Below are 26,148 nucleotides of genomic sequence, written 5' to 3'. Positions count from 1 at the left end.
CCCCCCCCCCCCCCCCCCCCCCCCCCCCCACTACCCCAAGGCCAGGCGCTGCTTTACTTCCGCCGCCACGCGCGCGGTTTCGCGCAATGGCTCGATGCGGTCGTACTGCCAGTCCAGCCAGTGCGGCTGCAAGCGCCCGCGTTCGCGCAGCTGCTGCTGGAACCGGGCCAGCCGGCCCTGCGCGGCATCGGCCAGCGCCACCATCACCGGCATGCGCGTGGCGCAGGCTTCAGAGAGCAGGTTCACCGAATCGGGCGAGACCACCACCCGGTTGGCCCAGCCGAGCAGGCCGCCATAGGGATTGGTACCGTCGCCACCATCGCCCCAGATCACGTGCGGCAGGTCGGCGAACTTCGCGCGTAGGATCTCGGCCAGGGCTGGCGGCGTGCGTCGCGAGGTGGTGGCCAGCAGGCTGCCGCCTTCGCTGCGGATCTGCTCGGCCAGCGCCTGGAACACACCGACCATCGCCGTCTCGTCCCACGGCGCCAGCGGCGTCGGCCCGCCCACCAGCAGTGCGGTGCGCGGACCGGGCAGGGTGCTGAAGCCGGCGAACGCGGCGCGACCCCAGGCCAGCCAGTCGTCGTCCACCGGGTTGAGGCTGCCGAGCAGGGTCAGCACATTGCTGCCGCGCAGGGCGTCGTGTTCGGGCACCACCACCACGTCCCAATGGCGGGCGCCGATGCGCGGGTCGAGGATCTGCACCACCTGGCTGCCGCGTGCACGCAGCACGCGCAGGGCACCGGCCGCCTGGCGACCACAGCCGATCGCCAGTGCCGGCGCCTCGGCCGCCAGCGTCGCCAAGGCCTCGCCGTAGCCATTCACATCGCCGGGCAGGCGCCGCGGCGACAGCCAGCGCCAGGGTGCGCGCGGTTGCAGGAGCAGCGGTCGGTGGGTGCCCTGGCGCAGTGCCGAGGCCAGCGCGACCGCCTGGCGGACATTGCCCGCACGGCCGTCAGTGACCGTCCATGGCGCGCTCGATCGTTTCACCATTGGCATTAATTCGTTTCAGCCCTGCTGGGTGTTGCAACAGTCGCGACACTCTACACTGCGGCTCGTCGTTTCGCCCCGCGCCGCCCGCGGGCACTGACTTCCTTTCGCCGCCCTGGAGATCCACCGATGTCCCACGCGCTCGACGCCGCCGCCCTTGATCAGCTGTTCCGTACGGCCCGCACCCAGAACGCCTTCCTCGACAAGCCGGTCCCCGAGAGCCTGCTGAAGGAACTGTACGACCTGGTGAAGTGGGGCCCCACCGCGGCCAACACCACGCCGGCCCGCTTCGTCTTCGTCACCTCGAAGGAGGCCAAGGACAAGCTGGCCCCGGCGCTGTCCGAAGGCAACCTGGCCAAGACCATGGCTGCGCCGGTCACCGTCATCATCGGTTTCGACCTGGACTTCCACGAGAAGCTGCCGTACCTGTTCCCGCACACCGATGCCAAGGCCTGGTTCGATGGCCCGCAGGAAGGCCGCCACGAAGCCGCCATCCGCAACGGCAGCCTGCAGGGTGCCTACCTGATCCTGGCTGCGCGCGCGCTGGGCCTGGATGCCGGTCCGATGTCCGGCTTCGACCCGGCCAAGGTCGACGAAGCCTTCTTCGCCGGCACCTCCATCAAGTCGAATTTCCTGGTCAACCTGGGTTACGGTGATCCGGCGGGCCTGTTCCCGCGCCTGCCGCGCCTGTCGTTCGACGAAGCGGCGCGCATCGCGTAAGTCGCTGTATCGGTTTCGGGCCCGCTGTTCCGCGGCGGGCCATTGCTGCACCGTGTACCCACCCTACGATCCGGAGAGTTCCTCAGATGAGCGCCACCCGTAAACTGCTGCTGCCGCTGGCCCTGACCCTGGCCATCGCCGCCTGCTCCAAGCCGGCCGACACCGCTGCCCCGGCTGCCGATGCCGCCGCCCCGGCGACCACCGAGCAGGCTGCCACCCCGGCGGCTGATGCCGCCGCTGCTGCGCCGGCTGCCGAAGCGATCAAGATCGCCTCGGGCACCTACAAGCTGGACCCGAGCCACACCGACGTGCTGGCGCAGTGGAGCCACTTCGGCTTCTCCAACCCCAGCGCGCACTTCGGCAACGTCGAAGGCACCCTGGTGTACAACGCCGAAGACGTGACCAAGTCCACCGTGGAAGTGAAGCTGCCGCTGAGCGGCCTGAACAGCTTCACCGCCAAGTTCGACGAGCACCTGAAGAGCGCCGACTTCTTCGACGCCGCCAAGTTCGCCGATGCCACCTTCAAGAGCACCAAGGTGGAAGCGGCCGGCACCAACAAGCTGACCGTCACCGGCGACCTGACCATCAAGGGCATCACCAAGCCGGTCACCCTGGACGTCACCGTCAACGGCGGCGGCGAGCACCCGATGGCCAAGGTTCCGGCGGCTGGCTTCGATGCCACCACCACCCTGAAGCGCAGCGATTTCGGCGTCGGCGCCTACGCCCCGAACGTCAGCGATGAAGTGAAGATCCGCATCACCACCGAAGCCACCGGCGAAAAGCCGGCCGCTTGATGCACCCAGCTCACTCGTCGTGAGAAGGCAGAAGGCCCGCTGAAGAGCGGGCCTTCTTTTTGGGTGCCGGTAGAGCCGGCCGCTGGCCGGCTGCATGCTGGGCACCCGATGCCGATGGGGTTGCCGGCCAGCGGCCGGCACTACCCGGCAGATGCCAACCGGCATCTGGTGGGTGCGGATCTGCATTTGGTGGGTGCGGACCGTTGGTCCGCACGATCCCTCAGCGCAACGCGCCCAACCATGCCACGCACGCCTCGCTCGGGCTCTGCTTGGCCTTCACCGTCATCCCGCTCACCCGCACGAACGTCTGCGCCGCCTGTGCCACCCTCTGGCGTGCGATCAGCGCCGCCTGCTTGGTCGCGGCCTGCTGCTTGCGCAGCTGCACGATGTTGATCGAAGGCCGACCCACCGGCGCGTACTTCTGGTCGCGGCGCAGCACGTCGGCCACCTGCGCCACTTCGAATTCGGCCTGCAGGTAGCGGTGCTGTGCTTCCACCAGGTCGCGCAGCGGCGCGCGCAGTGCAGCGGTGTCGGCGAAGGCGGCCAATGCCGCGTCGCAGGCGGCGTCATCGGCGAAGCGGGTACGCAGCGCGTCCACGCTGGCCAGGGTCAGTTTGGCCATGTGGGCCTCGTTGCTGCAGGAAAGGAGCGCGATTGTCGCATTGCCAGCTCGGTAGTGCCGGCCGCTGGCCGGCAATTGCATGGGAGTGTGCGGACCAACGGTCCGCACCCACCAGTCGATGGCGGTCCGCACCCACCGACGGCGGCGCAGCCGAGCGTGGGCTCGGTTCTACAATGGCTGCGGTATCACCCACGGAAGGAAGACCCATGCAGGACGCGCAGTACTGGTTGAACGAATTCTGGTCGGGCCTGAGCGTGCTCGATCTGGTGGGCGGCAGCGTGCTCGGTACGCTGCTCGGCCTGGTGCTGGGCATCGCCGGCTGGCGCTGGCTGCATCGCCGTGGTTGGTTGCAGCGGCGCAAGCGCTGGCATCACTGGCTGCTGGCCAGCTACGTGGTGCTGCTGCCGCTGGCCACTGCCTTCTTCGGCCTGCAGCTGGGTTTCACTGCCGGTGCGCACCGCGCGCTGTTCAAGCAGCTCGATCATTTCCAGCCGCACCTGCAGACCCTGGTGGAAGGCTGGAGCGAAGGCTTTACCGATTCGCTGGACGACCCGCGCATGCGCGAGGCACTGCGCAGCCAGGGCACGGTGGGCGACGTCGCCGACACCATCGCCTCGGCCTACCTCAGCGAGCATCCGCTGCCCGGCCTGGACCGTCTTGGCAACGGCCCGTTGGCACGTGGTACCGGCTGGGTGATCGGCAGGGTGCGCGAGGGCCTGCTGCGCAGCATGGTGGAAGACACGCTGGTGGACAGGGCCGGTAGCCTCGGCCTGGAACCCAAGGTGGTGCGCGAGGCGCTGACCATGCACGTGGATGAGCTGCTGCACACCCGTGGCGTGCTGCGGCTGGTGAAGGCGCAGATCAACGGCATGATGCCCGGCGTGTACTTCGGGCTGCTGTTGCCGTTGTTGATCATCGCCCTGCTGGTAGCGCTGGAGATCTGGGCCGCGCAGCGGTTCGGGTGGACGCCGCAGAGGGTAGTGCCGGCCGTTGGCCGGCAATTGCAGGTTCCTGCCGAAGGTTCATGAGGTTGCCGGTGCATGGGGTCAGATCCCTTTTCCACAGGAAAAGGGATCTGACCCCGAGCCGGTCAATCGCCGTCGGTTTCGTCCGGGTGGGCCTTCCAGTAGCCGGTGGAACGGATCCAGTCGCGCGGCACGCCCAGGTGGCCTTCGATGAACTTGCGCATCATCCGTGCGCGCCGTGATTCGGTGGCGATCCAGTAGAAGACATCGCCGTCCGGGGCCTCGAAGTCGGTCAGCATGTCTTCCAGCAGCGTACTGCTGGCCGCCGGGAAGCCGTTGCGCTCCAGCCAGTGGATGCGCACGTTCTCGTACTGCGGCAGGTCCTGGCGCTCGGTCTCGTCGCGCACTTCGATGAAGGCCTGCACCTCGGCACTGTCCGGCAGCACGTCCAGCCAACGGGCGATGGCCGGCAGTGCGGTTTCATCGCCGATCAGCACGTAGGCGTCGTAGCTGTCGGCCACCACGAACGAGCCGCGCGGACCGCCGATCACCAGCATGTCGCCCGGCTGTGCGCGTTCGGCCCATGGCCCGGCCACGCCCTGGTCGTGCAGCACGAAGTCGATGGCCAGCTCGCCGGCTTCGTGGTCCCACCAGCGCGGGGTGTAGTCGCGCGAGGGCGAAGGCACCTTGCCGTCCGGGTAGCTGCGGCCTTCGGCGGTCAGCACCGGCAGCACCATCTCGCCCGCAGCGTTGGGGAAGAACAGCTTGATATGGTCGTCGGCGCCGGGCGAATCGAAGCCGGCCAGGTCGTCGCCACCCAGCACGATGCGGCGCATGTGCGGGGTGACCTCTTCGGTGCGCAGCACGGTCAGTTCACGGAAGCGCACATCCAGGCGCAGGCGCGTGTTGTTGTGTTCGGTCATGGGGGTTACCTGTAAAGGTGTCGCGCGGGGGCGCGCGGCGTAGGGGAGACCTGGCTGGCGTCAGTCTGGCTGGGTCGTTGAAATCGGTGGTTGCTCGCTACCGGCCGTACCGTTGAGCAGGGCCGAGGCCCGCGTCAGCAGCGCCGCCACTTCGTCCGCCTCACCCTCGGCCCAGCGGCCGTGGTGGTGCACCAGCGCCCGCTTGAACTCGCGCAGGGCCGCGGCCAGCGGCGGCGGCAGCGAGGCCTTGGTGATCTCGCGGGCACGGTCGAAGGCACGCCGCTGCGCCAGGCGCACCTGGGTGCGCTGCACCTTCAGCTCGAACTCGCCGGCAGCGGTGATGCGGAAGATCCGCTTGCCATCCACTTCCTCGGCCTCGATCCAGCCGGCCTGTTCGAAGCTGGCCAGCAGCGGGTACATGGTGCCGGCGCTGGGCGTGTAGGCCTGCATGAACTGGTTGCTGATCAGCTGCATCAGCTCGTAACCATGGCGCGGCTGCTCGCCGATCAGGGCCAGCACCAGCAGGCGCAGGTCGCCGCGGCTGAGGACGCGCGGCTGGCCGTTGCGGCGCGGCACATCCGGATCGGTGGAACGGGCTCTGGCAGAAGCGGTACGGCTCATTTCGATATATCGGTAAACGAGTATGCAAACGATATATCGATATGTCGAAAGCGACAACATCCGATCCGGCCACAAGCAGGTGCAATTTGGGCCACGGACCTTCGTGCGCACAGCAAAAGGGGCGCCCCCTGCGAGGCGCCCCGGCGATGCTGTGGAAGGGAGCAGGGCCATCGGGCCCATCACTCGCGACCCACCCTGGGCCCGCGACTGGCAGCGATCCAGAGGCAGGTGCGACATGTTGTCGCCGGTTCAGAACCGCTGCCCGGCGCCCACCTACGGCGGTTCCGGAGTTGCCCTACAACCGTCATCGGCAGCGGTAACACTGCGTCCTGCACATGGGCGCAGCGGCCGCAAGCGACAGCCCGCGCCGCCGCCAAGGCCCGCCGCAGGGCCATCAGCGGGCCCGGCAAGCCCCTTGCGGACACTGGCCGGTTGCATCCATACGCCAGCGTAGCCAAGTGACGAAAGCCCTTGGTGCGCTACACTTTGCGGTCTAGAAATCTATACAACAGTCGCGCGCGTGCGTGCGGTTATGGGAGCGCTAATGAACTGGTTGAACGAGGTGCTGAACAACGACCCGAATCCTGTGGAAACCCAGGAGTGGATCGAGTCGTTGAAGGCCGTTATTGATGTCGAGGGCTCCGAGCGCGCGCATCAGCTGCTGGAAGGCATGGTGGAACTGACCCGTCGTTCGGGCGCCTACCTGCCGTTCTCTCCCACCACCGAATACGTCAATACCATCGAACCGCAGTTCGAGGCCAAGAGCCCGGGCAACGCCGAGCTGGAATGGCGCATCCGTTCGATCATCCGCTGGAACGCGATGGCCACCGTGGTGCGCGCCAACCGCAAGCCGGGTGACCTGGGCGGCCACATCGCCTCGTTCGCCTCCGGCGCCACCCTGTACGACGTGGGCTTCAACCACTTCTGGCGCGCCCCGAGCGAAAACCACCCGGGCGACCTGCTGTTCATCCAGGGCCACAGCGCCCCGGGCATCTACGCACGTTCCTTCCTGGAAGGCCGCATCAGCGAAGAGCAGCTGGACAAGTTCCGCATGGAAGTGGACGGCGGTGGCCTGTCCTCGTACCCGCACCCGTGGCTGATGCCGGACTACTGGCAGACCCCGACCGTGTCGATGGGCCTGGGCCCGCTGGCCGCCATCTACCAGGCGCAGTTCATGCGCTACCTGGAAAACCGTGGCCTGATCGAGAAGTCCGACCGCAAGGTGTGGTGCTTCATCGGCGACGGCGAGAGCGACGAGCCGGAAACCCTGGGTGCCATCGCCCTGGCCGGCCGTGAAGGCCTGGACAACCTGATCTTCGTGGTGAACTGCAACCTGCAGCGCCTGGACGGTCCGGTGCGCGGCAACGGCAAGATCATCCAGGAACTGGAAGGCGTGTTCCGTGGCGGCGGCTGGAACGTGATCAAGCTGCTGTGGGGCGGTTACTGGGATGCCCTGCTGGCCAAGGACACCAATGGCGTCCTGAAGAAGCTGATGATGGAAACCGTCGACGGCGAATACCAGAACTGCAAGGCCTTCGGCGGCGCCTATACCCGCGAGCATTTCTTCGGCAAGTACCCGGAAACCGCCGCGATGGTCGCCGGCCTGAGCGACGACGACATCTGGCGCCTGAACCGTGGTGGCCACGACCCGCACAAGGTGTACGCCGCCTACCACCAGGCCGTGAACACCAAGGGCATGCCGACCGTCATCCTGGCCAAGACCGTGAAGGGTTACGGCATGGGCAGCGCCGGTGAAGCACTGAACCCGACCCACCAGACCAAGAAGCTGGACGACGAAGCGGTGCGCCACTTCCGCGACCGCTTCAACATTCCGGTGACCGACGCGCAGCTGGCCGACGGCCAGGTGCCGTTCTACCACCCGGGCCCGGATTCGCCGGAAGTGCAGTACCTGCAGGAACGCCGTGCCGCGCTGGGCGGTTACCTGCCGCAGCGCCGCCGCAAGGCCGACAAGACCTTCGTCGCGCCGAAGCTGGAAGCCTACGAGCGCCTGCTGAAGAGCAGCGGCGAGCGCAGCTACTCCACCACCATGGCGTTCGTGCAGAGCCTGAACATCACCCTGCGCGACAAGGAACTGGGCCCGCACATCGTGCCGATCGTGGCCGACGAAGCCCGTACCTTCGGCATGGAAGGCCTGTTCCGCCAGATCGGCATCTACGCGCCGTTCGGCCAGAAGTACAAGCCGGTCGATGCGGACCAGCTGATGTTCTATCGCGAAGACCAGAGCGGCCAGGTGCTGCAGCAGGGCATCAGCGAGCCGGGTGCGATCAGCTCGTGGATGGCCGCCGGTACCAGCTACTCGGTCAGCAACGTGCCGATGCTGCCGTTCTACATCTATTACTCGATGTTCGGCTTCCAGCGCGTGGGCGACATCGCCTGGCAGGCCGCCGACATGCGTACCCGCGGCTTCCTGCTGGGTGGCACCGCCGGTCGCACCACGCTGAACGGTGAAGGCCTGCAGCACGAAGATGGCTTCAGCCATCTGGTGGCCGGTGGCATCCCGAACGTGCGCAGCTACGACCCGACCTTCGGCTTCGAAGTGACGGTGATCCTGCAGCACGGCACCAAGCGCATGATGGAAGACCAGGTGGACGAGTATTACTACGTCACCCTGATGAACGAGAACTACACCCACCCGGAAATGCCGGAAGGCGCGGCCGAAGGCATCGTCAAGGGCATGTACCTGCTGACCGACGCCGGCAAGCCGAAGAAGGGCGAGCTGCGCGTGCAGCTGCTGGGTTCGGGCACCATCCTGCGCGAAGCCATTGCCGCCGCCGAGCTGCTGGACAAGGACTTCGGCGTGACCGCCGACATCTGGAGCTGCCCGAGCTTCAACGAACTGCGCCGCGATGGTTTCGACGTGGAGCGTGCCAACCGCCTGCATCCGGAAGGTGAGCAGCGCAAGGCCTACGTGACCGAGCTGCTGGAAGGCCGCCAGGGCCCGGCGATTGCCGCCACCGACTACGTGCGTGCGTATGCGGACCAGATCCGTGCGTTCGTGCCGATGTCGTATACGGTGCTGGGTACGGATGGGTTTGGTCGTTCGGATACGCGTGCGAACCTGCGTCGGTTCTTTGAGGTTGACCGGTACTACATCGCGCATGCCGCGATTGCGGCGCTGGCGAAGGAAGGGAAGATGACCGCGAAGGATGTGGCCCGGGCGATCAAGCAGTACAAGATTGATCCGGAGAAGGCTAATCCTGTTGGGGTTTGATTACTGCTAGCTTAGAGCAATAAGGGCAACGGGCGGCTTGGCCGCCCGTTTCTTTAAGGTGCGCTCACATAAGGACAGTGGATGAGTGAGGAACGGCTACTTCAGCCAGAAATGATTCCGGAATCGCTTTGGCTACCAGAAGTCAGTACCTTGGTTCTGCCCGCTCCGCTATGCCAAGTCTACAAAGACTTGGTGAACGAGAATGGGCTGTGGGACGCTGCAACTAAAGTTGCTCAGAAGGGACCTATAGGTGGCGCGAGCAAGGAGGAAACGGACAAGCATTTTGCGCATTCGTTTGATGGCTCCGCGGCCCGAACGTTGCTGGCAATTCTTGATCCCAAGAACGAAGTGGGCCTGACGTCCAATACCTTCATTAAGTGTACCGCAGGCACGTCTTTAAGCCTCACCGATGCTCCATGCGGGGCTGGCGCTGCCGCTGCTGTTTTCCTTTCGGCGCTTGCGGAGCTGAGAAGGGAGAAAGTTCTGCCTAGGGAGCCCCTATCCGTTCGGCTTCTAGGAGCAGAGTTATCGCCGCACGCGATTGATTACGCAAGATCAATGCTCGAACGTCTAGTCCCAAGTCTTGAGGATCAAGCTATATTCCTTGAATTGGACTTTATGGAGTGGGATGTGACTTGTGAAGAAAGCACTGCCCAGCTTGTAAGTTCGTGTGAGAAAGCCTGTGGTTCGGTGGAGCGAAGGCTTCTCTTGGTAGCCAATTTCAGTGGATTTGTGAACAATTCGAAGAACTGGGCTGTCGCTGAGCCTCATCTATACAATTTGATGTCCAGTGCTTCCAATGAAAACAGTTTCGCTGTTTGGATTGAACCGCCGATGAAGGTGGCCTCGGGTGGAAATATATTTAATTGGTTGTTTAAGCTTTGCTCTGGTGCGTGGAATTTCCTCAGACCTAGAGTGATCGTTCCTGATATTCACTATTCTGCCCAGGCGAGATTTCAACTTCCACTACAACCCGATATAACGGCTAGAGTTCATTTATCGGTAATCCCGTTTAAGGTTGGGGGTTGGATATGAGAAGGAGTCAGCGGCCGGGGGTGCTGGCGGTCCGTTCCCTTAATCAATATCGCCAGAGGGATGTGCTTACGTATCTCGGGCTAAGGTATTATTTGGATAATGAGTCATCTCGGACAGATCAATGGGCGAAAGTTGTAGCGCCTGATCTGGTGTGCCGAAGGGGTACCCCAAGTTATTTCAAGAGCTTGCATTATAAGCAGGAGGTTGATGGTTCTCTGTTGCATAGAGAGATGCATTTTCCGACTGCGAATGAGGCTCTTGCTGAGGCTGCTCTGATAAGTGCTTGTTCGGAGTCATTGGGTGACGGATTTTCGATTCCTGACCAGGTTTTTAGTTATCGGCCAACCCGTGGGTCGGATTGCTCGGGAATATTCGAGCACTACATGATTGGCCTCCAAAGGCGCCATGATGTAATAAGTAGCCTGTGTAGGCGTGATGGAGACTCAACGGTCCAGTTCATCGATATAAAGAAGTTCTATCCATCCGTTTCTTGTGCGCTGGCACTCGGCGCATGGAAGCGAGCCTGTTCTAACTCTGACCTGCCGTCATCTATGGTTCTCTTGGGGGAGCGATTAATAAGTGATCACGGTGAGCAGACAAGTAGTGCCGGTGGACACATTCTGACAGGCCCAATGTTCAGTCACCTACTGGCAAATTTGGTAATGAGGTCAGTGGATGATGCCATGGGCGAGGCTGATGTGGGATATCTCCGCTACGTCGATGACATCACCCTTGTCGGAACGAAGGCGCAAGTGTCGCGGGCGGCCGATAAGGTGAGGGGAATTCTGGATTCTATGGGTCTGACGGTTCACGATGAATCCTCCGAGAAAACGATAAATATTACAGCTGCGCAATGGCTTGACGGAGAGGATGATTTCAAGCGAGATCCAAATGAAGATAGCTGGATGAGCTTGGTTGGTGATATCAAGGCTTTTTTGGTAGCGAAGCCTGTCGCGTCAAATGACTTGTCGCTTCGGTTCTCTAGGTCGGGGTTCAGGCTGCCGGTAATGGATTATTCCGCGGTTGCGCAAGGCGCTGGTTACATCGATAAGTTTGAAAAATTCTTAAAGTTCAACAGGATGGCTTCGCTTTCTGAGGATGCCGCCATCGACGAGTTATCCGAGCGGGCCCATTTTCTGCAGAGAAAGTACTATTCTGAGATCGTTGAACTAATCGAGAAGCATCACTCCGTCAGCGGGTATGAAGAGAAGCGGATTGTCCCGAAAATAAGATATCGAATGGGACGTCTAGCCTACCTAAGCCCGCGGGATGAGCTCTCCAAAGTGAGTCGTGCAGTCGATTCGCCTGCTCTGGCATTGCAGAGGGAGGTTATTAACGCTATCGCATCCAACAATCTCGATAAGATTCTGAGCATGGGTGGAAACGCGGCACAAGCGGTTGCGCAGCCGTTGAGCGTGGAGGGGAAGGGTGTCGAAATAAGAAGAGGGGGGCTTTCCGCGACGGAGATGGAGTCAGTTGCGATCCTTAAGCTTAATGGAATAACCGTTAATGCTGCTGAATCCTTTGATAGAAATGAGCTAGTTGAATTCGCGGATGTTGGCGCAACGAGGGCGCTCATGAAGAGCGAAGATCCATACATCTCCACGATATCCTGCCTCCATGGGCTGACCGAATCGCCACGACATCCTGAAACGCTCGAGACACCATTCGACTCCGCTGAGCAAATCTCTCATGACGCAATTGATCTAATCGCAAATTCGATGTCGAATTGATATCCTTATAAAAATAATCACCACTGAATTAGTGGTGATTATGGTTGTGCTGCGGTTGTGTGTTCGCGAGATTCTGTTGCCCAGGTTTGGGTGCGACAGAATTCGGGGGCTCGGCTGCAACCGTTGAAGTCAGGCCTCGCCCATTTCAGCCAGTTGGGAAACTCTTGAGTTCAGGTGCGAGATTTCGAGCGGGACTGAGTTCAATTTTGCGCAGAACACCCCAGCACTCCTCTTTCTTTGCCCATTCACTGATCATTCTTCCCTTCGCCGAGGCATGAAGAGCTGCGTTGACCTCCTTGGCCCATATCCGGATCTGATCCTTGAAGCCATCAGAGAGGCCTTGTTGCTCCCACACTCGCATCAGATCGATCTTTGATCCGTGCTGCTGAGAAAGTAGAGCGACCAAGTAGATGGTTACGTTGCCTTGGAACGCAGGCAGTAAAGGTCGGACAAGCGACTGAACCTGCTTGAAGATGATGACTTTGGCTATCATCTGCTTGAACCCAGTTGCATCCGGGACCACAGACTCTCCACGCTCTTCCCGTTCTTTCACATCGTCCATGAAACGGGCGAAGTTCTTCTGACCGCCGAGGCTAGCCTGGTCGGGTCTCCCATCCCAAGAGTTCAGGAATTTGGCGAGATCTGTCTTGACCACGCGGCGCGCGGGGGGAATGACTGATGTCTTGAGGGTCCGGTACTTGGCAGGCGTGCTTCCCTCGCGTGCCAACTTGGTGTTGTAACTGCCGGAGGCACGCTCATAGAACCAGCGGCCGACACCATCGGGGAGATAGACGGTGTCAGACAGTTTCTCGAGCTCAACGTGGAACGGTGAGTTGGCGGAAAGATCGGACTGTTTGACAGTGTTCTGGCTGTTCGCGAACCGCGAAATGTCGCTGATAAGCGCTTCTTCTGCAGCGGAGTTATCCGTCTTTAGGATTACGACCTTTGCCGGCACCTGAACCTTGGACAAGTCGGTGTCTGCAAACCTCTTCTTGGTGAAGTAGATTGATGCAGTCGTCTGGCCACCGTTGACGATCTGCATGCCCTTCAGCCACGCAATGCCAGGTCCCCCATCGCTGGTCTTTCCGAGGCTGACTTCGTCGGCGACCACGACGATGCCATTGTTGTAGGCGACAAACTTCTCTGGTTCTGAGCGCAACGTGGCCTGGATGCCCTTGTTTACCTTTCCCGCTGCACTCAAGAAGGACCGCACATTCGCCTCAAGAAGTCGGGCGCCGTACTTGTCATACAGATGGCGAAGCACGTCGGCCGGGAATACGGTCATCGCGTAGTCATAGCTGTCCTCCTCACCCCGGATATAGACGCACGGGAGCGGTGTACCTGCCACTTCCGCAAAATTGACCACCAGTTCGTCCCTTGGCTTCCCCTCCGACAGGTGACGGTTGAGCCGCTCGATGTCCATCACCTCAAGTCGCACGGTTCGCCCTCCGACCTCCTGAGATTTGAAGTTCTTGGTCTTTACCTGGCCATCCGTCAGCACGTAGATCCGGATCTCCTCGAAGTCCCGATAGCCACGTTCAATATGTACCGCGAGTTCGTATGCATCGTTCGATGGATCCAGCGTCTTCGTCATCCTTCCCTGGGCAGACTGGGAAAGAAAGCGGAAGCAGTACTCCGCTGCTTGCTTCGCTTCAGAGTCCGGAACGGCCTGGACCTTGTCCGAATCCTTGTAAGACGTCACGAACAGGTCCAGACGTTCCCCGTCCTCAGAGATGGAATATCCGCTTAGCCTGATGTTTCCTACATGGACGCGCGTCTCAACGTAGCAGACCTGTGGTTCGTACGTCATGCCCACTTCTTCCATGTGGCGCATCGCAATCTCGGCAAACACCAGCTCCGGATAGGGGTAGGCGGTCCCCGAAACGGACATGCGTTCCTCTATTTCATCCTGTACTTCCGCGCGAATCTGCGAAAGGAAATCGGTCAGTTCCATTGATTCTTCACTCCAAGGCTAATCGAAATATCTGCATAGGTGGACGCCGCAACAGGATAGGTATCCAAATCGAGCGAGTAGCGTGCATCAAGGATTGCTGCAGGCACGCTGGGTCTAGTAAGGCGGGGCGAGTCAGCACGCACGGTTCGATACGTGAGCTCACTGAAACGGAAGCGCCTCGTGTACTCGGCTCGGGTCACGTCCATGTAACCAGCTGAAACGAGCCGACTGTTCAGCAAGGCAGATGCGCCGGGATCGTGGATTCGTCCAGCCACTTGGTCAATCAAGTCGGGAAGAGTTGATCCCTCACTCAGTTGAGCGAGACGAATTGCCGCAACAAAGAGGGGTTGGTGCAGGCTGTCATCCAACTGATCGAGGTTGGAAATTCTTGCGATGAATCCTACAGGCGCCAAGGTTGTCTTCACTTCGATTGCACCATTGCCAAGCAGGAAGTCGTGTAGTCCGTCGTCAGGCCCAGCCCAGCTGTCAAGAGCGTCGAACTCTGAAACTCCATCGTCCAGAAGGTTTTGAAGAACCAAGAGTTCTCCGAAGAGCCCAATCTCTTCCTCCGTGGAAAGAACGCCATCGCTGTCGCGCTTCATGAAGGCTTGCCAAGCACGGATCCTGGAAATCATTGCACTATGAATCCGTAGGCCGTCCTGAGCGGACGTGCTCTCCATCAGGTTCACCAGATCTACCGCCACTTTGGTAAAGAGCTCAAGCGATCCTGACTCCTGTCGAACCAACGCAAACCACGAGTGGCCTGCATGGTGGCCCTGAAGCTCCGTGCTTATGAGGCTGAAACCCTGGCCGCGTGGCAGCTGAAATGGTTGGGATGGCACGTTTCCCTTGACGCCGACCAGGACGCTCTCTTCATTCCGCGCGCCACGACGGCCTGCCATGACGCAGCAGTTTCCAATGCTGAAAAGCTCGATAACCTTCCAGCCATCCCCTGTGGCAAGGCCGCTCAGGGCGCGCCACGCGGCGACCAGCTCTGTGTCACTGCTGGAGCTGAGCATTCATATCCTCCCAGCCGATGTTGTTGATGACGTACTCGGGGATGTCGGAATACTCGCTCTCCCAACCGACGTTGTTCACCTTGTAGGGAACCTTGATATCGGAGCTGCTTCCTGGGAAGCTCACGGCAAATGCCAACACGGGTGGGGCGCCTGCAAGGTTCTTCGGGCGTTCCCAATCTGCCCCTGTCTTGGCGCCCGCACGAGCTGGATCAAGAACGTACAGAATCAGGAGGCCCTTCTCTGGTTCCGCCCTTACGGTCGAAGTTCCCTTGCCTCGAACTCGGCGCAGCGCTACGCCGCTGGGGGTGTCCGGAGCCGAAGCACTTTTCTTCTCCTCCCTCTTCTCCCAAGTGGACACGGTGAGCGCGAGCGCGGCGTCCCATTGATCCTGGCTCACGTCAATTGACTCGTCGGTCGGATCAAGGAGGACACCAATCGAGTACCGGCTCCCCTCCATCGAATCCGCCTTTCTGCGCGCCATGCCAACACTAATCCCTGGAGCAAGCTCGTAGGGCTCACCCGATTGAGTCCCCAAAACTGCCACTGTCCACTCCGTGAGCTCGCTTGCTTCCGCCATCTTGCGGATGAACTGAGCAATCACGTTGCTGTTTACCCGGTGGGCGGCTGCCAGTGTGCTGTAGCTGTCTAGGAAGTCGGCTACGGTTGTGAAGTCGACACCTCGCCAGAGATGCCCCTGCCATTCCTTGGAGCCACCTTGGAATGCCGCCTTTATGGGGTTGCTCTCGTCAGGCTTTCCCATTTGAACGGCAAGCCGATTACCTGCATCCAGGTTTCGATTCAGAGTCGGTTGATCAGTCGGGAAGCTGACTGTCTGAACAAGCTCTCCACTGTACGAAAGATGCAGTGTCTTCGCGCTCCGCATCTTGATCTGCGACGTAACCATCATCTCGGGATGCGACTGGACCTTCAGCCCAAACTCCCTCGGCGTCGCCCCAGAGTTGGCCATGAGATCGAACTCTTCTCTCAGCTCTGCTGATGCATCAGAGATATGCTTGAACCAGCGAATAAGGTCCGGGGATGTATAGAGACGGCAGAGATCAAGGTAGCCCGGACGGTATCCGAACCACCGACCCATCTGCATCAGCGTGTCGTACATCTTTGATGCGCGCAGGAAGTAGCTGGTGCAGAGGCCCTCCAACGTAAGGCCGCGTGCAAGCTTGTCGCCTCCGATAGCGATGACTTTGAGGCCTCGATCCTTGTTCTGCTCGTAATCCAAGGCATCCTTGGCAGTTCCGTTGATCATTCGCACTTCGATATCATCGAGTACTCCCGGCAGCGCAGACGCGACGTCTTGCCAAGTAGCATCTGCACTGGGAAGGTCACCCAACCCAAGCTCACGAATCGCGGCAGAAGCAGGAAGGAAGTCACGGTTCCACAGCTCCTGCAGGCTGGATAGGGCGTCGGCGTGGCCGATCCCGCGCCCAATCGCTTGTCGGGCATGCTTGATGTAATCGTCAATGTCAGCCTTTACCACCTTCTGAACGTTGTTGAATCGCGTGACGTGAACGAGCATCGAACTATGCTTCTTTCCTTGGCCACGGAGCTTCCTGACAGTGCATGCCAAGACAAAGGAGTCGACTGCCTCTCTCAGGCTTGGTGGTAGCGCGTGTGCCTTGCTCCACTGCGGGACATGATCGATCTTGTGGCCCGTAGGCATCCATCCCGTTGTCTTGTCGTCTGACTGGTAGTCACCCACAGGTCGGGTCAGGGGAAGCTGTCCCTTGCGACCCTCCGGGGATGCCTGCCCAAACATCGTCGTAGGGCCAACGTAGTTGTCGGGCGCTGCCAGGTTCTGGATGAAGGCAGAGGGGAACAGGTCCGGCCCTTCGTTTCGTGTCTCACCGCGCTCATGAATGAAGATGTTTGCGAAAGGCGTAGCGGTATAGCCCACGTACGCTGAGCGCGAGAACGAATTCAGTATGCGCCGGATAAGTTTGTTGATCGCTGTTGGGTCATGTTCCTCGTCGGGCTTTCCATCCTCGTCGACTACCTCTTCACCTGTGTCAACCGAGGCATTGTCAGCCTCGTCATCAATGATGAGCAACGGGAACTTGGTCGCCCTTTTTGCCACGATGGGAAGCCCTTTCGTGTTCGCGGAGGCGGGCTCCGCGCCTGGAACAGGAGCGTCCGCGACGTGCGTCTGAATCCACCTGAGAAGCCTGACAAGTATCGATTTGTTCTTCTTGACGACAAACAGCCAAGGCCGCTGTTCGGGGCTGATCGAAAACTGTTTTCCGGCAAGCCCACCAAAATCACCGTTGTCGGCTCGCGTTGTAGCGCAATTGGGCTTGATGGACAGGTCGGTGTCGATCAAGCCGACGCCCACGCGTTTGAGTACATCATGCATAGAGTTTGTCTCATACCCCAGGAAGCCTTCCTCAAGCCGTATCTGGGTCTGGGATCGCAGGTTGTTGTGCAGGCCGGCGAGGACGATGATTATCTTGTACTGCGCATCCGCCGCCTTGCATACGAGACCGGTATAGCTCGCCGTCTTGCCTGACTGCACGTGCCCGACGACAAGCCCCCGGCGACTCCACTGGCCAGAGCGCAGAGGATCCTCAAGCATCCCCAGAATCTTGTCGGTTGATTTGTCCAGCTTGTCAGCGATGTCCCAAGACAAGTCCTTCTCGATCATCTCCCGATAGCGCTGCCAGTAACGCCAGTCCTCTTTCCTGGAGGAGTCGAGCCAGGGTTCATGGCCACGATCGTCGGAGAGACTGATGTCATCACCGATCCATACACTGAATCGCCGGATAAGCTCGTCCGTAACAGCGTCACGATCAAGATCGGCTGCCCACTTTCGATTCATCATCAGCACCAGGCTGATCTTCTCGTCAATCAACGCTGGAGTGATCGGTCCTGAATCTTTCTCGCCAGCCAGAAGCTCCTGGACAATCTTGATAACGCTGCTTTCGCTTGAGTCACTCATAGTTCTCTCTTCAGTCCTTGGAGATATTGTCCGGCAAATTCTTGACCAGCTCTGGGTGCAGATCGAAGGGTTCGGTTCTTAGAAGTTGCCGCTTGGCCATGCTCGGCGACATGCCCTTCTTCTCAACCAAGCTCCGGTAGATCACGTTGAGAACCTCTCGAACTGAGTCGTCAGTCTCCCCTGTGAATCCGCCCTTTGCATGCTCTCCGCTTTCTGCAGCTTCAAGCCAGATCCTCTGTACGGGGATAGTTTCCTCGAGGATACGCAGCATCGCTTCAACCTTGGTGCCGTACGCTGCGTCATCCAGCAGTTCTTTCACCGCTGCATGTGTACGGTCGACGCGGTAACGTCGCCCTGTCGCCGTCTCTCTGGACTGCCATACGGATACAACCTCGTCGCGGCGGCCCAGCGATGAATTTGAGTGCGCCCGATGCAGGAATACCTTGCGCGCCCTGTCGCGCGCGTCTTCGGCCAAGCGGTAGAGCTGATCCCGCAGTGCAGCGGGAGGATGAGCGGATGACTTGCGGATGTCGATCTTCCATTGCGCATCAAGATCGTTGGGCAGGTCCAGCCGGATGCGTGCGAGCCTGTGAGCCTCGTCCTTGGACCAAGAGCGTCCGCGTCCCAAGCCGAGCCAACTGCCTGCAACCAACAGTCTCCGTCCACGATAGATGTAGAAGCCTTGCTGACTCGACCATCCCTCGATTCCGCCCGCTTCAGCGTAGGCCTTGTCGTTGAGACGGTCCTTGTGGGGCAGCACGAAGGCTTGGCTGGTGATTCTCAAACCACCTTCGCCAACGCTCGACTCGGGTGACCTCCAAGTTGCCGGATTCGATGACAGGAATGGGTCCCATGGTCTCACTGCTTTCCCGTTGAGCCGCAGCTCAATGCCGGGACCGCTGCCATCAAGATAGCGGTGGAAGATCATTGCGAGGTGGCGCTCCACGTCGTCAATGAGATCAAGGAAATGCCTGCTTGTGAAGCCTTCAGTGACAATCCGATCGAGTTGTTCCCACAGAACTACCGTCCCTGATGAGTGCGCAGCGTGCTGGCCGAGGCGTGGCTCGGAGGACGACTCGGGTCCATCAAGAAGGTGCCACTCGCCGTCAGGATCTGAAGCCAAGACATCCAGATCCCAGCGCAGGCAGCTCGACTGACCATCCTTGACGCTCAGTACGGTCAGCCTTCTGGCTTGTGAGAACGATGCTGTCTTGAGTCCCAAGCCAAAGCGACCCAAGTCCGAGGCCCCCCGTACGTCCAAGGGGTTGCGGTCACCGAGGCGCATTGCGCTGAACAGCTCAGCATCGTTCATACCTCTGCCGTCATCTGCAATGGATATCCAGCTGTCTACGCCATTCCAATTGAACCGGATCTCTACATGGCCGGCGCCAGCGGAGATGCTGTTGTCCACCAAGTCTGCCAGCGCCGTGGCCGTCGTGTAGCCCAGGCCGCGCAGTGCCTCAACCATGGCGTCAGCCCTGGGGGGAGCATTTCGGCCTTGCGGCCTACCTTTACTGTTCTGCTGCATCGTCAGCCTCTGGCTTTCCATTGACCAACTCCCTGAGACGTCGCGAAGGGTGGCGCATCAGTCTTAGTGCCTTGGATTCAATCTGACGTATGCGTTCCCGTGTCACGCCAAAGATCTGGCCAACTTCCTCCAATGTCTTGTCGCTGCCGTCGATCAATCCAAACCGATGTCGAATGACTTCAGCTTCTCTTGAACCAAGCGCACCTAGGCAGTCATCGATCGCTCGCTTACGCAGATATCCATCAGTGAATTCCTCAGGCGGCTGAAACGTATCTGGAGTGGCGAGGACCAAATCCGCTGTCTCATCCTGCTGGTCCCAAGAGACCGCATCGTGCGCCACATTCAGCAACTTTGCTACATCCCCGACTGATAGATCGCAGGCCTTTGCGATGTCCTCGGCGCGCACGTCATCTAATGAGTCTTCACGGAGGACTCTGACTGCCTTTGAAACCTTGTTGACCCTTTCCATGACGTGTATGGGTAACCTTATGACACGCGCTGTGTCTCCGATGGCCCGCCCAACGGACTGTTTCAGCCACCACATCGCATACGTGGAGAATTTGTTGCCCCTTGCGTAATCGAATCTGTCGATAGCCTTGAGCAGGCCTATCAGGCACTCCTGAATGCGATCCATGCGTGGCAGCGTGCTCCACGCGTGGCTATCTGCCACGTGCACTGCGAGTCGAACGTTTGCATGGAACATCTCGAGCTCAAGGCGCGACAGACGCTGCACCGCTCTACGCAGTAGTACGCTTGTGCACCCAGCTGCCCTGAACTCCTTGTCAAACCGTTTAACGGTCGATGAGGTCAGCTCCAGCGCACATACAGCGGCCAATGCATCCCTAGCAAGACCTTGGTTGTCTGGATTTTCCTGGGAGGCGAAACATCTGCAGCGTGCGCTTTCCAGCATGTCGCTAAGGTTGAGTCCGCTGACGGGTCGGGCCGGGGCTGGATCATCATCGGCGTCATCCGAGGCGTCGAGAAGATCGCTGGCGCGCTCAACGTCTTCGCTGCTGATGTGGCTGATTTGGCCGACTGAGAGGCGACCCCGCTCAAAGTCTGTGGCTAGGCGTGCTATCGACGCGACAGCATGCGGGCTCTCTGCGATGGCGCGATACGCATCCTTCAGGGACAAATCCAGCAGAATCCCAATTCGCTCTTCGCCCGTACGGTCAAGCAGAACAGACGACTGGGCAACCTTTGCGAAGTGGAAGTAGGGATCGTTCGTCATCGACGCGAGATCCTGCATGAACTGCTCCAGTTCACCGATATCGCTGTCCGATGCTGGTTCGCTATCCTTTTCTAGATACAGAGGAGGTAGCCATTCATCATCGTCTTCCGGTACAGCATCAATCTGGCCCATAAGGACAGTGAGCTGGCGAAATACATCGCCCCTCTCATCGCCTTCAATCTCACGGGAGATGACCTCAAGGTCAAGAGGATTGAAGTTGCCCTCCATCTGGGCGCGATGAACTAGCGCTTCGAAGAGTCCATGGGTCGAGCTGTGATTCAGCTCCCGGACCAGTGAAATTTCGGCGTGACTTGGGAGCAGCTTCGCCAGGTCATTCCAATCCTCATCGTTATCGACAATTACGTGCTTGGAAATCACGTCCTGCACAATCTGTATTGTCGATCGAAGCGAAGGATCCTCCAGCGGCGCTTCGGTCGCAACTTCTTCCTCCCAAGTGGCAAAGAACTCGGATTCGAATTCAGCACCGTCGTGAGAGGAGTTCCGTATGGAATCAGTGGCTCGCGTTCGAGCAGATTCCTCGGCCTCACCATTACGTTCATTGCTCCAGAGGTTGTCCAGCGCGACTGTTGAATCGTCAGCCTTCTCGACTGCAAGCCGCTGAACTTCGAAAGCATGCTCCGAAATCAGGCGGCAGAGATCCAGATGCCCTTTGGAAGCGGCAAGCATATGTAGTGTCCGCCCCTGCTGGTCGCGTGCCTCTACGTCACCCCCGAGTTGAAGGTAGCGCAGAACATACTCCGCATCGCCGCGAAGCGCGGCGAGTCGAAGGAGCGGCTTCAGCGATGATTGCCGCTTGTCCCCGGCGCTGGCTTCACTGCCAGCCCGGGTACCTGCAGAGCCCAGGGGCTCCATTTCCCCTTGATTCATTGGTTCCCCCTGTTGAACCCTTTGCCTAGCTGAGTATCGACCACACGACTCGGGCGATCTGTCTGGCAATCAAAGGCGGAACTGCATTTCCGACCTGTACAAACTGTTGAGTCCTATTGCCGAGGAAAACATAGTCGTCCGGGAACGACTGCAACCGAGCGGCCTCTCTGACAGTGAGACTTCGGCACTGGCGAGGATCCCAATGGATGAACGCATGACCATCTCTCGAAAGGTGGCTGGTCACCGTATTTGAAGGTTTGCCCTTGAGCTGAACGCGGAAGCGATCCGAGAACGAACCACTTTCCCAGTTCAAGTGATCAGGCGCGAGCTTCTTTGGGAAGTCACGGCTGGTCGGTGATCTGTCGTGCTCGCGCGCGAATGCCGCGCAGAAGAGGTAGCGCCCGAGGTCGGATTTCATGTGTCCCCGAGTCTCATGGTTGAGCACGGAGTGCTGCGAGTCGCTCTTGAGCTGCTTGACGTAAGGATTGCTTTCCTGAGTGTACTTGATCGAGCCGCGCGGAAGCCCGCCGGATGGAACAATCGAGCTGAGCTTCTCGATCAACTCTGGATGGGATTTGTCCAGAATCCGCACCAGGCGATCCCTCTCCGATTCCATGGCTTTCCGCCATTCTTCGGGATCGTCCTGTTTGCGGCTCAGTCCGCTTCTCAGCCTGGGAAGTCCCTCGAGGGCCTTCTTTACACTGACCGGCTCTGCAGCATTGAGGCCGGGCAAGTCCTCGATTCCATCGGGAAGAAGATCTTCCCGGACACCCATGATGATGACCCGGTGTCTCGCCTGTGGAATTCCGTGGTTCTCACACTTGATAATGAATGCAGACGGATCCTCCGCGACAAGTTCGCTGGTCCGCTTCTGATTCGCCTCAACGTGGATAGGAAGAAGCACATAGCGATGCCCGTTCTTCCCCCCCTTCTTTTCCCTTTTCAGGGCTGCAGCAGGGTCGGATAGATCGCGCATGATTGCAGCGAACATCTCCTTGTTGCCAACCTTGGAAGTCAGGATTCCCTTGACGTTCTCCATGATGAAGACAGCGGGTGAGAACTCGTCAAGAAGACCCAGGTATTGCTTGTAGAGGAAATGCTTCTTGTCGCCCTTTGAGGAGAACCCCTCCACATTCCGCTGGCGAGCCCGGCCTACGACGGAGTAAGCCTGGCACGGGGGGCCTCCGATGAGGATCATCTTCTCGTACCTATCCTTGACCTCGTTGATCCGTGAATAGAGAGCCTGATTGTCCCGCTCTTCTCCCAAGGTGAGGTTGAGTGCCTCTCGCTCGGCTTCAGCCCACAGGTCGCTCCATCGACCGTTTCCGAAGTGTGCTGCCGGAGGAAGGGCGTCGCCCTTCGCAATTTCATCCAGATAGTCGTAGTACTCTTGCGGGACCTGGCCTTCCTGCCGGATGAGAAGGCGATAGAAGGCCCTTAGACGGAGAGTCGAGTGCGCAGACTTCTCCATTTCAGCGGATACCGCGAGTTCGAAGGGATACTTGGCACCTTCATCGGGCTTGAAGCTGCTGAACCCTTCGCCCAGGCCACCGGGGCCGGCAAAGATATCAATTACACCGATGGGCTTGCGTACTGCTGTCAAGACGGAGTCTCTGCTAGATGGTTGATGTGATGAGCCAGGCTGTTCGATCAGCACTGATGTCAAGAATCAGGGCCAGGAACACTAAGCCGGAAGTCACTGTCCGAAGGCATCTCTGGGCGCGCGGCTTCCGCTTTCGACTTCATACGAAGGGCCTCGCAGGAAAGCCTGACCTTGTGCTTCCGAAATGGAAGGCGGCGGTGTTCGTACACGGGTGCTTCTGGCATCGCCATGAGGGTTGCCCTCTTTTCAGACTGCCGAAGACACGAGCAGCCTTCTGGGATGCAAAACTCTCCGCCAATCGACAGCGCGACCTGGCAGTAGTCAGGTCGCTTCTGGACATGAGCTGGCGCGTGGCAGTTGTATGGGAGTGCGCTATCCGACTCGACTCGAGTGTCGCGAATGATTGCCTTTCGGAGTGGATATCCAGTGATCGCAAGGGAATAGAGATCCTGGCCAGCGATGGCACAGTAATCTGTGGAAACTTGGATAGCGATTAACCGTGAAAAATCCATCTGCCTTCGACCACTCCCTTGTTCATTTTCGCGTTCAGAAAGGGTGGTCGCTTTTGATCCAGGATGTCGGCCCCAATCTGTCTGCGGCAGGGTTCAGTGCTCCGATCTGAATGTCTGAGCCGCGCCCCCCGACGCCTGACGGAATCATACCAGGGTGGAAGCCCCTATCGCTGATTCTTTAGTGGCGCCGGATGGCGATAGGGGCGATTGCCGAATGCCTGAGTCGCATGGGGCAGCCTCTGGGGCATCATGCCCGATTGTTTCGTGCCGCAGAAGGCAAGCCGGGCAGGCGGCCGCCAGAGCCTTGATAGAGCTTGGTCGACCCAGACTTCATCGACCCGTGAGCAGGAAGATGAGCGGGGTTGGGGGCATCTCACTCGCGCGGAAGGCCAGACTGGCGTCGTGGGTGTTCATGGAGGTGAGGCCGGACGGGAGCTCATCCAGCATGCTTACGCACTCAGGACTAGTGGCCACTACTGCGCCACAATCCGCCCACTGCAATGCGATAGCAGCGGCACAACGCACGGAACATCAATCTGCCTATTCGCATACAGCACGATTACAAGCTGCTACAGCGAGTTATCCACCAACATCACGGGTATGCCGTGACAGCTGATCTCGAAGTACCTCCCTCCCGCGTACCGCGCGGGCGGCTTCCTCGCGCATTACAGCAAATTCAGCGTCAGACACCTTTCGAAACGTACGCAGTTCCGGGCCTGCCTTGGGTACATGCCGGCTGGCGATCGTGGCAGACGGCGCCGCCAGCAGCACAGCGCCATGGATCACAGGCTTCATTGGACGCTCTGCAGACAGGGAATGAACCAGAAGGCGAACGGTCCGCCGATAGGGCGTGGGTGACCAGCAGTCACGCTGCAGATGGCCACGTCCAACTGGGCTATTCCCGCACGTGCAACCGCTCAGTCACCTGCGCAGTCAACGCCACACACGCCATCTTCAACCCTTCCATAACCCGGTCCCCCAGGTACTCCTCGGGCGCACCGTTCTGCCGGGTCCGCTCTGCGGCCAGCATCAGCTCCGCCACCACACGCAGACCCGCCAGCGCGCAATCCGCATCCGCCAGCTGAAGACAGCGCCCAGGCAGTTGATGCCGCTCCGGCCAAGGCTGGCCGTCCGCCGCTGCACCGGTTCCGATGCGGTGTAGCGTGGCGACGAAGGCGTTGGGATCGACGGATGGTTCGCGCTCGGGTTCGGCGTTGTCCGGATCGTACTGCGCGTGCAGGGAACGGAAGTCCGATGTGTTCATGGCAATGCTCCGTACAGGACAGATAGCAACGCCACCGATAGAGGCGGCGGACGGTGCGTGGTTCGAAAGCCGGACAGTAACCAAGCCGGTGGGTCCGAGGACCCCCACGCACCGCCCGCCATGGAACGCGAACGGATTGCCAGCCGGCGCCACCCAAAAGGTGACGCCGGCTGACAAGCGCAAAACACAAGGTTACTGAGCGGGCTTTCGAACCCCGCGCCACCCTTTTCCGGTGGCATGCCAAGGTGTACTCGCATGGTTGCGAGATGCCAAGAAACCGTAGACCGCAGAGGCCGTAAATGCTGACGCTTACGGCATTGTTGCATGGAGCAGGCGTGGCAGAACCCTTGCGGTGCGGTGGTTTCGGCCGGTGTTAAGTTATCGCCGGAATGCGCATTGAAAAGCACGGTTTGTAGCTCTTCGGGATCCCAAAAGCGACACGTAGCCCACATGCCCCATTCGCGCAGCGTGCCGATTGCGACACAACTTAACTTTGCAGCGCCACCCCCGGCCGAGGCCACAGCGCATCGTCGCGCTCCAGGTCGTAGTCGCTGCCGAACGCCAGGGCAGCCTCACGCGGCGGAAGGTCTGTGTAGCAGCCCAGCAGGTATTCATCCATGCCGGCATCGCGATGGTCGATGGCGAACAGGCGGAGGAGCTCCTTGTCGAAGGCTTCCAGCCATGCGGGGTCGATCTTGGTCATGGGCATCCTCAGTGGGGGAGGGAGAATGGTCTGCCTCCATCTCAGAGGATGCGATGGAGGGCAGAATCTGCCTCTCAGTCATCACTGGGCGGCATCAGCGGAAACCGTGAGCCTGTCGCTGCCTCGAAACGACCATGCCAAGAGGGGTAAGCTCCATCTGCGGTGTCATTGAAGCGAATCCAGGGACGCAGGAGATGAAGCAAAGCCCCATCCAAGGCCCTCAAGCGGGCCAGTACTACTTGTTCTCACCAGATCTGGAAAGCAGCCGTCCTTTCCGGGGCGCCGAGGTTGAGAACCTGTCGGTGTTGCTCGATCCACCGCGCATCATTCTCCGTCCGGACAATGGGGGTTTCCCGGCGCTTTGCGAGAAGCCACGCGTTGTCATCGATGCTTCCAAGGGCCCTGAGCCGCGTGACCTGGAGGGCGGCTTCAGCGGGTACTGGCTCGTCTCGGAACGGCTATGGCAGGTGATGAATTCTGTGGATCCGCATGCGTTCGACTTTGCTGAGTGTGATGTCCGCCTGGCCGATGGCACAGCTATGCCACGGCGTTTCCTGTGCGACGTGGTGCGTGAACTGGACGCGATAGACGAGGAGCGTTCAAGGCTGGATATCGAGGTCGATGAGGACTTCGTCAACGGAAAGTTCTATTCGATTGCAGGCGGGGCGAGTCTGGCCATTCGCTCTGAGGTGGTGCGAGATGGGCATGTCTTCCTGACTCCATTCAGCACCTTCGTGATCGCGAGCCGCGAGTTTGTTGATGCAGTTCACGCGGCGGGGCTTCCCACGAATCCTCGGGATAGCGGCATCTCGTTCGTGGATGCTGCGGAAATCTGACCTTGGGGGAGACAGCTGATGGCAGACA

Annotated in this window: 20 protein-coding genes; 8 read left to right on the top strand and 12 right to left on the bottom strand. The window is 59.9% G+C overall.

The genetic code is table 11. The annotated features are described in order from the left end of the window. Nucleotides 1-30 precede the first annotated feature (30 nt). Nucleotides 31-990, bottom strand: coding sequence for a mitochondrial fission ELM1 family protein (locus tag ACM0O9_RS15525; protein ID WP_005415045.1), 960 nt, complete (start codon nucleotides 988-990; stop codon nucleotides 31-33). A gap of 126 nt (nucleotides 991-1,116) precedes the next feature. On the opposite strand from ACM0O9_RS15525, the gene ACM0O9_RS15520 reads away from it, so the two are divergent. Then, the gene (locus tag ACM0O9_RS15520; RefSeq protein ID WP_005415046.1) at nucleotides 1,117-1,707 is read left to right on the top strand and encodes a malonic semialdehyde reductase; all 591 of its coding nucleotides are present in this window, start codon (nucleotides 1,117-1,119) and stop codon (nucleotides 1,705-1,707) included. 86 nt (nucleotides 1,708-1,793) lie between these two features. Further along, nucleotides 1,794-2,501: a YceI family protein gene (locus tag ACM0O9_RS15515; protein ID WP_005415047.1), complete on the top strand. Its 708-nt coding sequence runs from the start codon at nucleotides 1,794-1,796 to the stop codon at nucleotides 2,499-2,501. A gap of 220 nt (nucleotides 2,502-2,721) precedes the next feature. Here ACM0O9_RS15515 and ACM0O9_RS15510 read toward each other — a convergent pair whose 3' ends face one another. After that, nucleotides 2,722-3,123, bottom strand: coding sequence for a hypothetical protein (locus tag ACM0O9_RS15510; protein ID WP_235649887.1), 402 nt, complete (start codon nucleotides 3,121-3,123; stop codon nucleotides 2,722-2,724). A gap of 206 nt (nucleotides 3,124-3,329) precedes the next feature. On the opposite strand from ACM0O9_RS15510, the gene ACM0O9_RS15505 reads away from it, so the two are divergent. After that, the gene (locus tag ACM0O9_RS15505; protein WP_235649888.1) at nucleotides 3,330-4,151 is read left to right on the top strand and encodes a hypothetical protein; all 822 of its coding nucleotides are present in this window, start codon (nucleotides 3,330-3,332) and stop codon (nucleotides 4,149-4,151) included. Between the two features lie 62 nt (nucleotides 4,152-4,213). Here ACM0O9_RS15505 and ACM0O9_RS15500 read toward each other — a convergent pair whose 3' ends face one another. Next, complete coding sequence (locus ACM0O9_RS15500) at nucleotides 4,214-5,011, bottom strand: siderophore-interacting protein (RefSeq protein ID WP_235649889.1); 798 nt, start codon at nucleotides 5,009-5,011, stop codon at nucleotides 4,214-4,216. Between the two features lie 60 nt (nucleotides 5,012-5,071). Continuing rightward, nucleotides 5,072-5,632 carry a PadR family transcriptional regulator gene (locus tag ACM0O9_RS15495; RefSeq protein WP_095379197.1) on the bottom strand — a complete coding sequence of 187 codons (561 nt, stop codon included), beginning with the start codon at nucleotides 5,630-5,632 and terminating at the stop codon, nucleotides 5,072-5,074. A 544-nt stretch (nucleotides 5,633-6,176) separates the two neighbouring features. On the opposite strand from ACM0O9_RS15495, the gene aceE reads away from it, so the two are divergent. The 3 genes from aceE (at nucleotide 6,177) to ACM0O9_RS15480 (ending at nucleotide 11,632) form a co-directional block, all read left to right on the top strand. Next, nucleotides 6,177-8,864, top strand: a complete 2,688-nt coding sequence (aceE, locus tag ACM0O9_RS15490; protein WP_012478970.1) for a pyruvate dehydrogenase (acetyl-transferring), homodimeric type — start codon at nucleotides 6,177-6,179, stop codon at nucleotides 8,862-8,864. A gap of 81 nt (nucleotides 8,865-8,945) precedes the next feature. Beyond that, a complete protein-coding gene (locus ACM0O9_RS15485; protein ID WP_235649890.1) occupies nucleotides 8,946-9,899 on the top strand; it encodes a hypothetical protein in 954 nt (317 codons plus the stop codon). A gap of 683 nt (nucleotides 9,900-10,582) precedes the next feature. Next, nucleotides 10,583-11,632: an RNA-dependent RNA polymerase family protein gene (locus ACM0O9_RS15480; protein WP_235649891.1), complete on the top strand. Its 1,050-nt coding sequence runs from the start codon at nucleotides 10,583-10,585 to the stop codon at nucleotides 11,630-11,632. 145 nt (nucleotides 11,633-11,777) lie between these two features. Here the strand turns inward: ACM0O9_RS15480 and ACM0O9_RS15475 are convergent, their stop codons facing one another. The 6 genes from ACM0O9_RS15475 to ACM0O9_RS15450 are packed head-to-tail and all read right to left on the bottom strand — an operon-like array spanning nucleotide 11,778 to nucleotide 22,805. Beyond that, a complete protein-coding gene (locus ACM0O9_RS15475) occupies nucleotides 11,778-13,586 on the bottom strand; it encodes an AIPR family protein (RefSeq protein ID WP_235649892.1) in 1,809 nt (602 codons plus the stop codon). Next, on the bottom strand, nucleotides 13,577-14,605 hold the full coding sequence (locus tag ACM0O9_RS15470; protein WP_235649893.1) for a PD-(D/E)XK motif protein: 1,029 nt from the start codon (nucleotides 14,603-14,605) through the stop codon (nucleotides 13,577-13,579). Before ACM0O9_RS15470 ends, ACM0O9_RS15475 begins: the two co-directional genes overlap by 10 nt. Then, a complete protein-coding gene (locus ACM0O9_RS15465; protein ID WP_235649894.1) occupies nucleotides 14,586-17,555 on the bottom strand; it encodes a Z1 domain-containing protein in 2,970 nt (989 codons plus the stop codon). The genes ACM0O9_RS15470 and ACM0O9_RS15465 overlap by 20 nt, the downstream gene beginning before the upstream one ends. Nucleotides 17,556-17,565: 10 nt before the next feature. After that, nucleotides 17,566-19,023 (bottom strand): ATP-binding protein, encoded by a 1,458-nt coding sequence (locus tag ACM0O9_RS15460; protein WP_235649895.1) that lies wholly within the window; start codon nucleotides 19,021-19,023, stop codon nucleotides 17,566-17,568. Between the two features lie 43 nt (nucleotides 19,024-19,066). Further along, nucleotides 19,067-21,202, bottom strand: coding sequence for a sigma-70 family RNA polymerase sigma factor (locus tag ACM0O9_RS15455; protein WP_235649896.1), 2,136 nt, complete (start codon nucleotides 21,200-21,202; stop codon nucleotides 19,067-19,069). Nucleotides 21,203-21,227: 25 nt separating this feature from the next. Next, nucleotides 21,228-22,805 (bottom strand): DNA cytosine methyltransferase, encoded by a 1,578-nt coding sequence (locus ACM0O9_RS15450; RefSeq protein WP_106466889.1) that lies wholly within the window; start codon nucleotides 22,803-22,805, stop codon nucleotides 21,228-21,230. Between the two features lie 17 nt (nucleotides 22,806-22,822). On the opposite strand from ACM0O9_RS15450, the gene ACM0O9_RS15445 reads away from it, so the two are divergent. Beyond that, entirely contained in the window at nucleotides 22,823-23,302 is a 480-nt protein-coding gene (locus ACM0O9_RS15445; RefSeq protein ID WP_088435688.1) for a very short patch repair endonuclease, read from the top strand. 910 nt (nucleotides 23,303-24,212) lie between these two features. On the opposite strand, the gene ACM0O9_RS15440 is transcribed toward ACM0O9_RS15445, so the two are convergent. After that, a complete protein-coding gene (locus ACM0O9_RS15440; protein ID WP_049449348.1) occupies nucleotides 24,213-24,581 on the bottom strand; it encodes a hypothetical protein in 369 nt (122 codons plus the stop codon). 487 nt (nucleotides 24,582-25,068) lie between these two features. Then, entirely contained in the window at nucleotides 25,069-25,284 is a 216-nt protein-coding gene (locus ACM0O9_RS15435) for a hypothetical protein (RefSeq protein ID WP_170272467.1), read from the bottom strand. A gap of 194 nt (nucleotides 25,285-25,478) precedes the next feature. Between ACM0O9_RS15435 and ACM0O9_RS15430 the strand changes: the two genes are divergently transcribed. Beyond that, nucleotides 25,479-26,120, top strand: coding sequence for a DUF1629 domain-containing protein (locus ACM0O9_RS15430; RefSeq protein ID WP_235649897.1), 642 nt, complete (start codon nucleotides 25,479-25,481; stop codon nucleotides 26,118-26,120). The last annotated feature ends 28 nt before the right edge of the window (nucleotides 26,121-26,148 follow it).

Origin of the sequence: Stenotrophomonas sp. FR012 (assembly GCF_047520565.2) — a bacterium.
Taxonomy (GTDB): Bacteria; Pseudomonadota; Gammaproteobacteria; order Xanthomonadales; family Xanthomonadaceae; genus Stenotrophomonas; species Stenotrophomonas sepilia.
This window is presented reverse-complemented; position numbering and strand designations above follow the sequence as displayed.

Coding starts and splice junctions, on each gene's coding strand:
- ACM0O9_RS15525 (WP_005415045.1), bottom strand. CDS start 990: ATGGTGAAACGATCGAGCGCGCCATGGACGGTCACTGACGGCCGTGCG.
- ACM0O9_RS15520 (WP_005415046.1), top strand. CDS start 1,117: ATGTCCCACGCGCTCGACGCCGCCGCCCTTGATCAGCTGTTCCGTACG.
- ACM0O9_RS15515 (WP_005415047.1), top strand. CDS start 1,794: ATGAGCGCCACCCGTAAACTGCTGCTGCCGCTGGCCCTGACCCTGGCC.
- ACM0O9_RS15510 (WP_235649887.1), bottom strand. CDS start 3,123: ATGGCCAAACTGACCCTGGCCAGCGTGGACGCGCTGCGTACCCGCTTC.
- ACM0O9_RS15505 (WP_235649888.1), top strand. CDS start 3,330: ATGCAGGACGCGCAGTACTGGTTGAACGAATTCTGGTCGGGCCTGAGC.
- ACM0O9_RS15500 (WP_235649889.1), bottom strand. CDS start 5,011: ATGACCGAACACAACAACACGCGCCTGCGCCTGGATGTGCGCTTCCGT.
- ACM0O9_RS15495 (WP_095379197.1), bottom strand. CDS start 5,632: ATGAGCCGTACCGCTTCTGCCAGAGCCCGTTCCACCGATCCGGATGTG.
- aceE (WP_012478970.1), top strand. CDS start 6,177: ATGAACTGGTTGAACGAGGTGCTGAACAACGACCCGAATCCTGTGGAA.
- ACM0O9_RS15485 (WP_235649890.1), top strand. CDS start 8,946: ATGAGTGAGGAACGGCTACTTCAGCCAGAAATGATTCCGGAATCGCTT.
- ACM0O9_RS15480 (WP_235649891.1), top strand. CDS start 10,583: ATGGGCGAGGCTGATGTGGGATATCTCCGCTACGTCGATGACATCACC.
- ACM0O9_RS15475 (WP_235649892.1), bottom strand. CDS start 13,586: ATGGAACTGACCGATTTCCTTTCGCAGATTCGCGCGGAAGTACAGGAT.
- ACM0O9_RS15470 (WP_235649893.1), bottom strand. CDS start 14,605: ATGCTCAGCTCCAGCAGTGACACAGAGCTGGTCGCCGCGTGGCGCGCC.
- ACM0O9_RS15465 (WP_235649894.1), bottom strand. CDS start 17,555: ATGAGTGACTCAAGCGAAAGCAGCGTTATCAAGATTGTCCAGGAGCTT.
- ACM0O9_RS15460 (WP_235649895.1), bottom strand. CDS start 19,023: ATGGTTGAGGCACTGCGCGGCCTGGGCTACACGACGGCCACGGCGCTG.
- ACM0O9_RS15455 (WP_235649896.1), bottom strand. CDS start 21,202: ATGAATCAAGGGGAAATGGAGCCCCTGGGCTCTGCAGGTACCCGGGCT.
- ACM0O9_RS15445 (WP_088435688.1), top strand. CDS start 22,823: ATGGTTGATGTGATGAGCCAGGCTGTTCGATCAGCACTGATGTCAAGA.
- ACM0O9_RS15440 (WP_049449348.1), bottom strand. CDS start 24,581: ATGAACACATCGGACTTCCGTTCCCTGCACGCGCAGTACGATCCGGAC.
- ACM0O9_RS15435 (WP_170272467.1), bottom strand. CDS start 25,284: ATGACCAAGATCGACCCCGCATGGCTGGAAGCCTTCGACAAGGAGCTC.
- ACM0O9_RS15430 (WP_235649897.1), top strand. CDS start 25,479: ATGAAGCAAAGCCCCATCCAAGGCCCTCAAGCGGGCCAGTACTACTTG.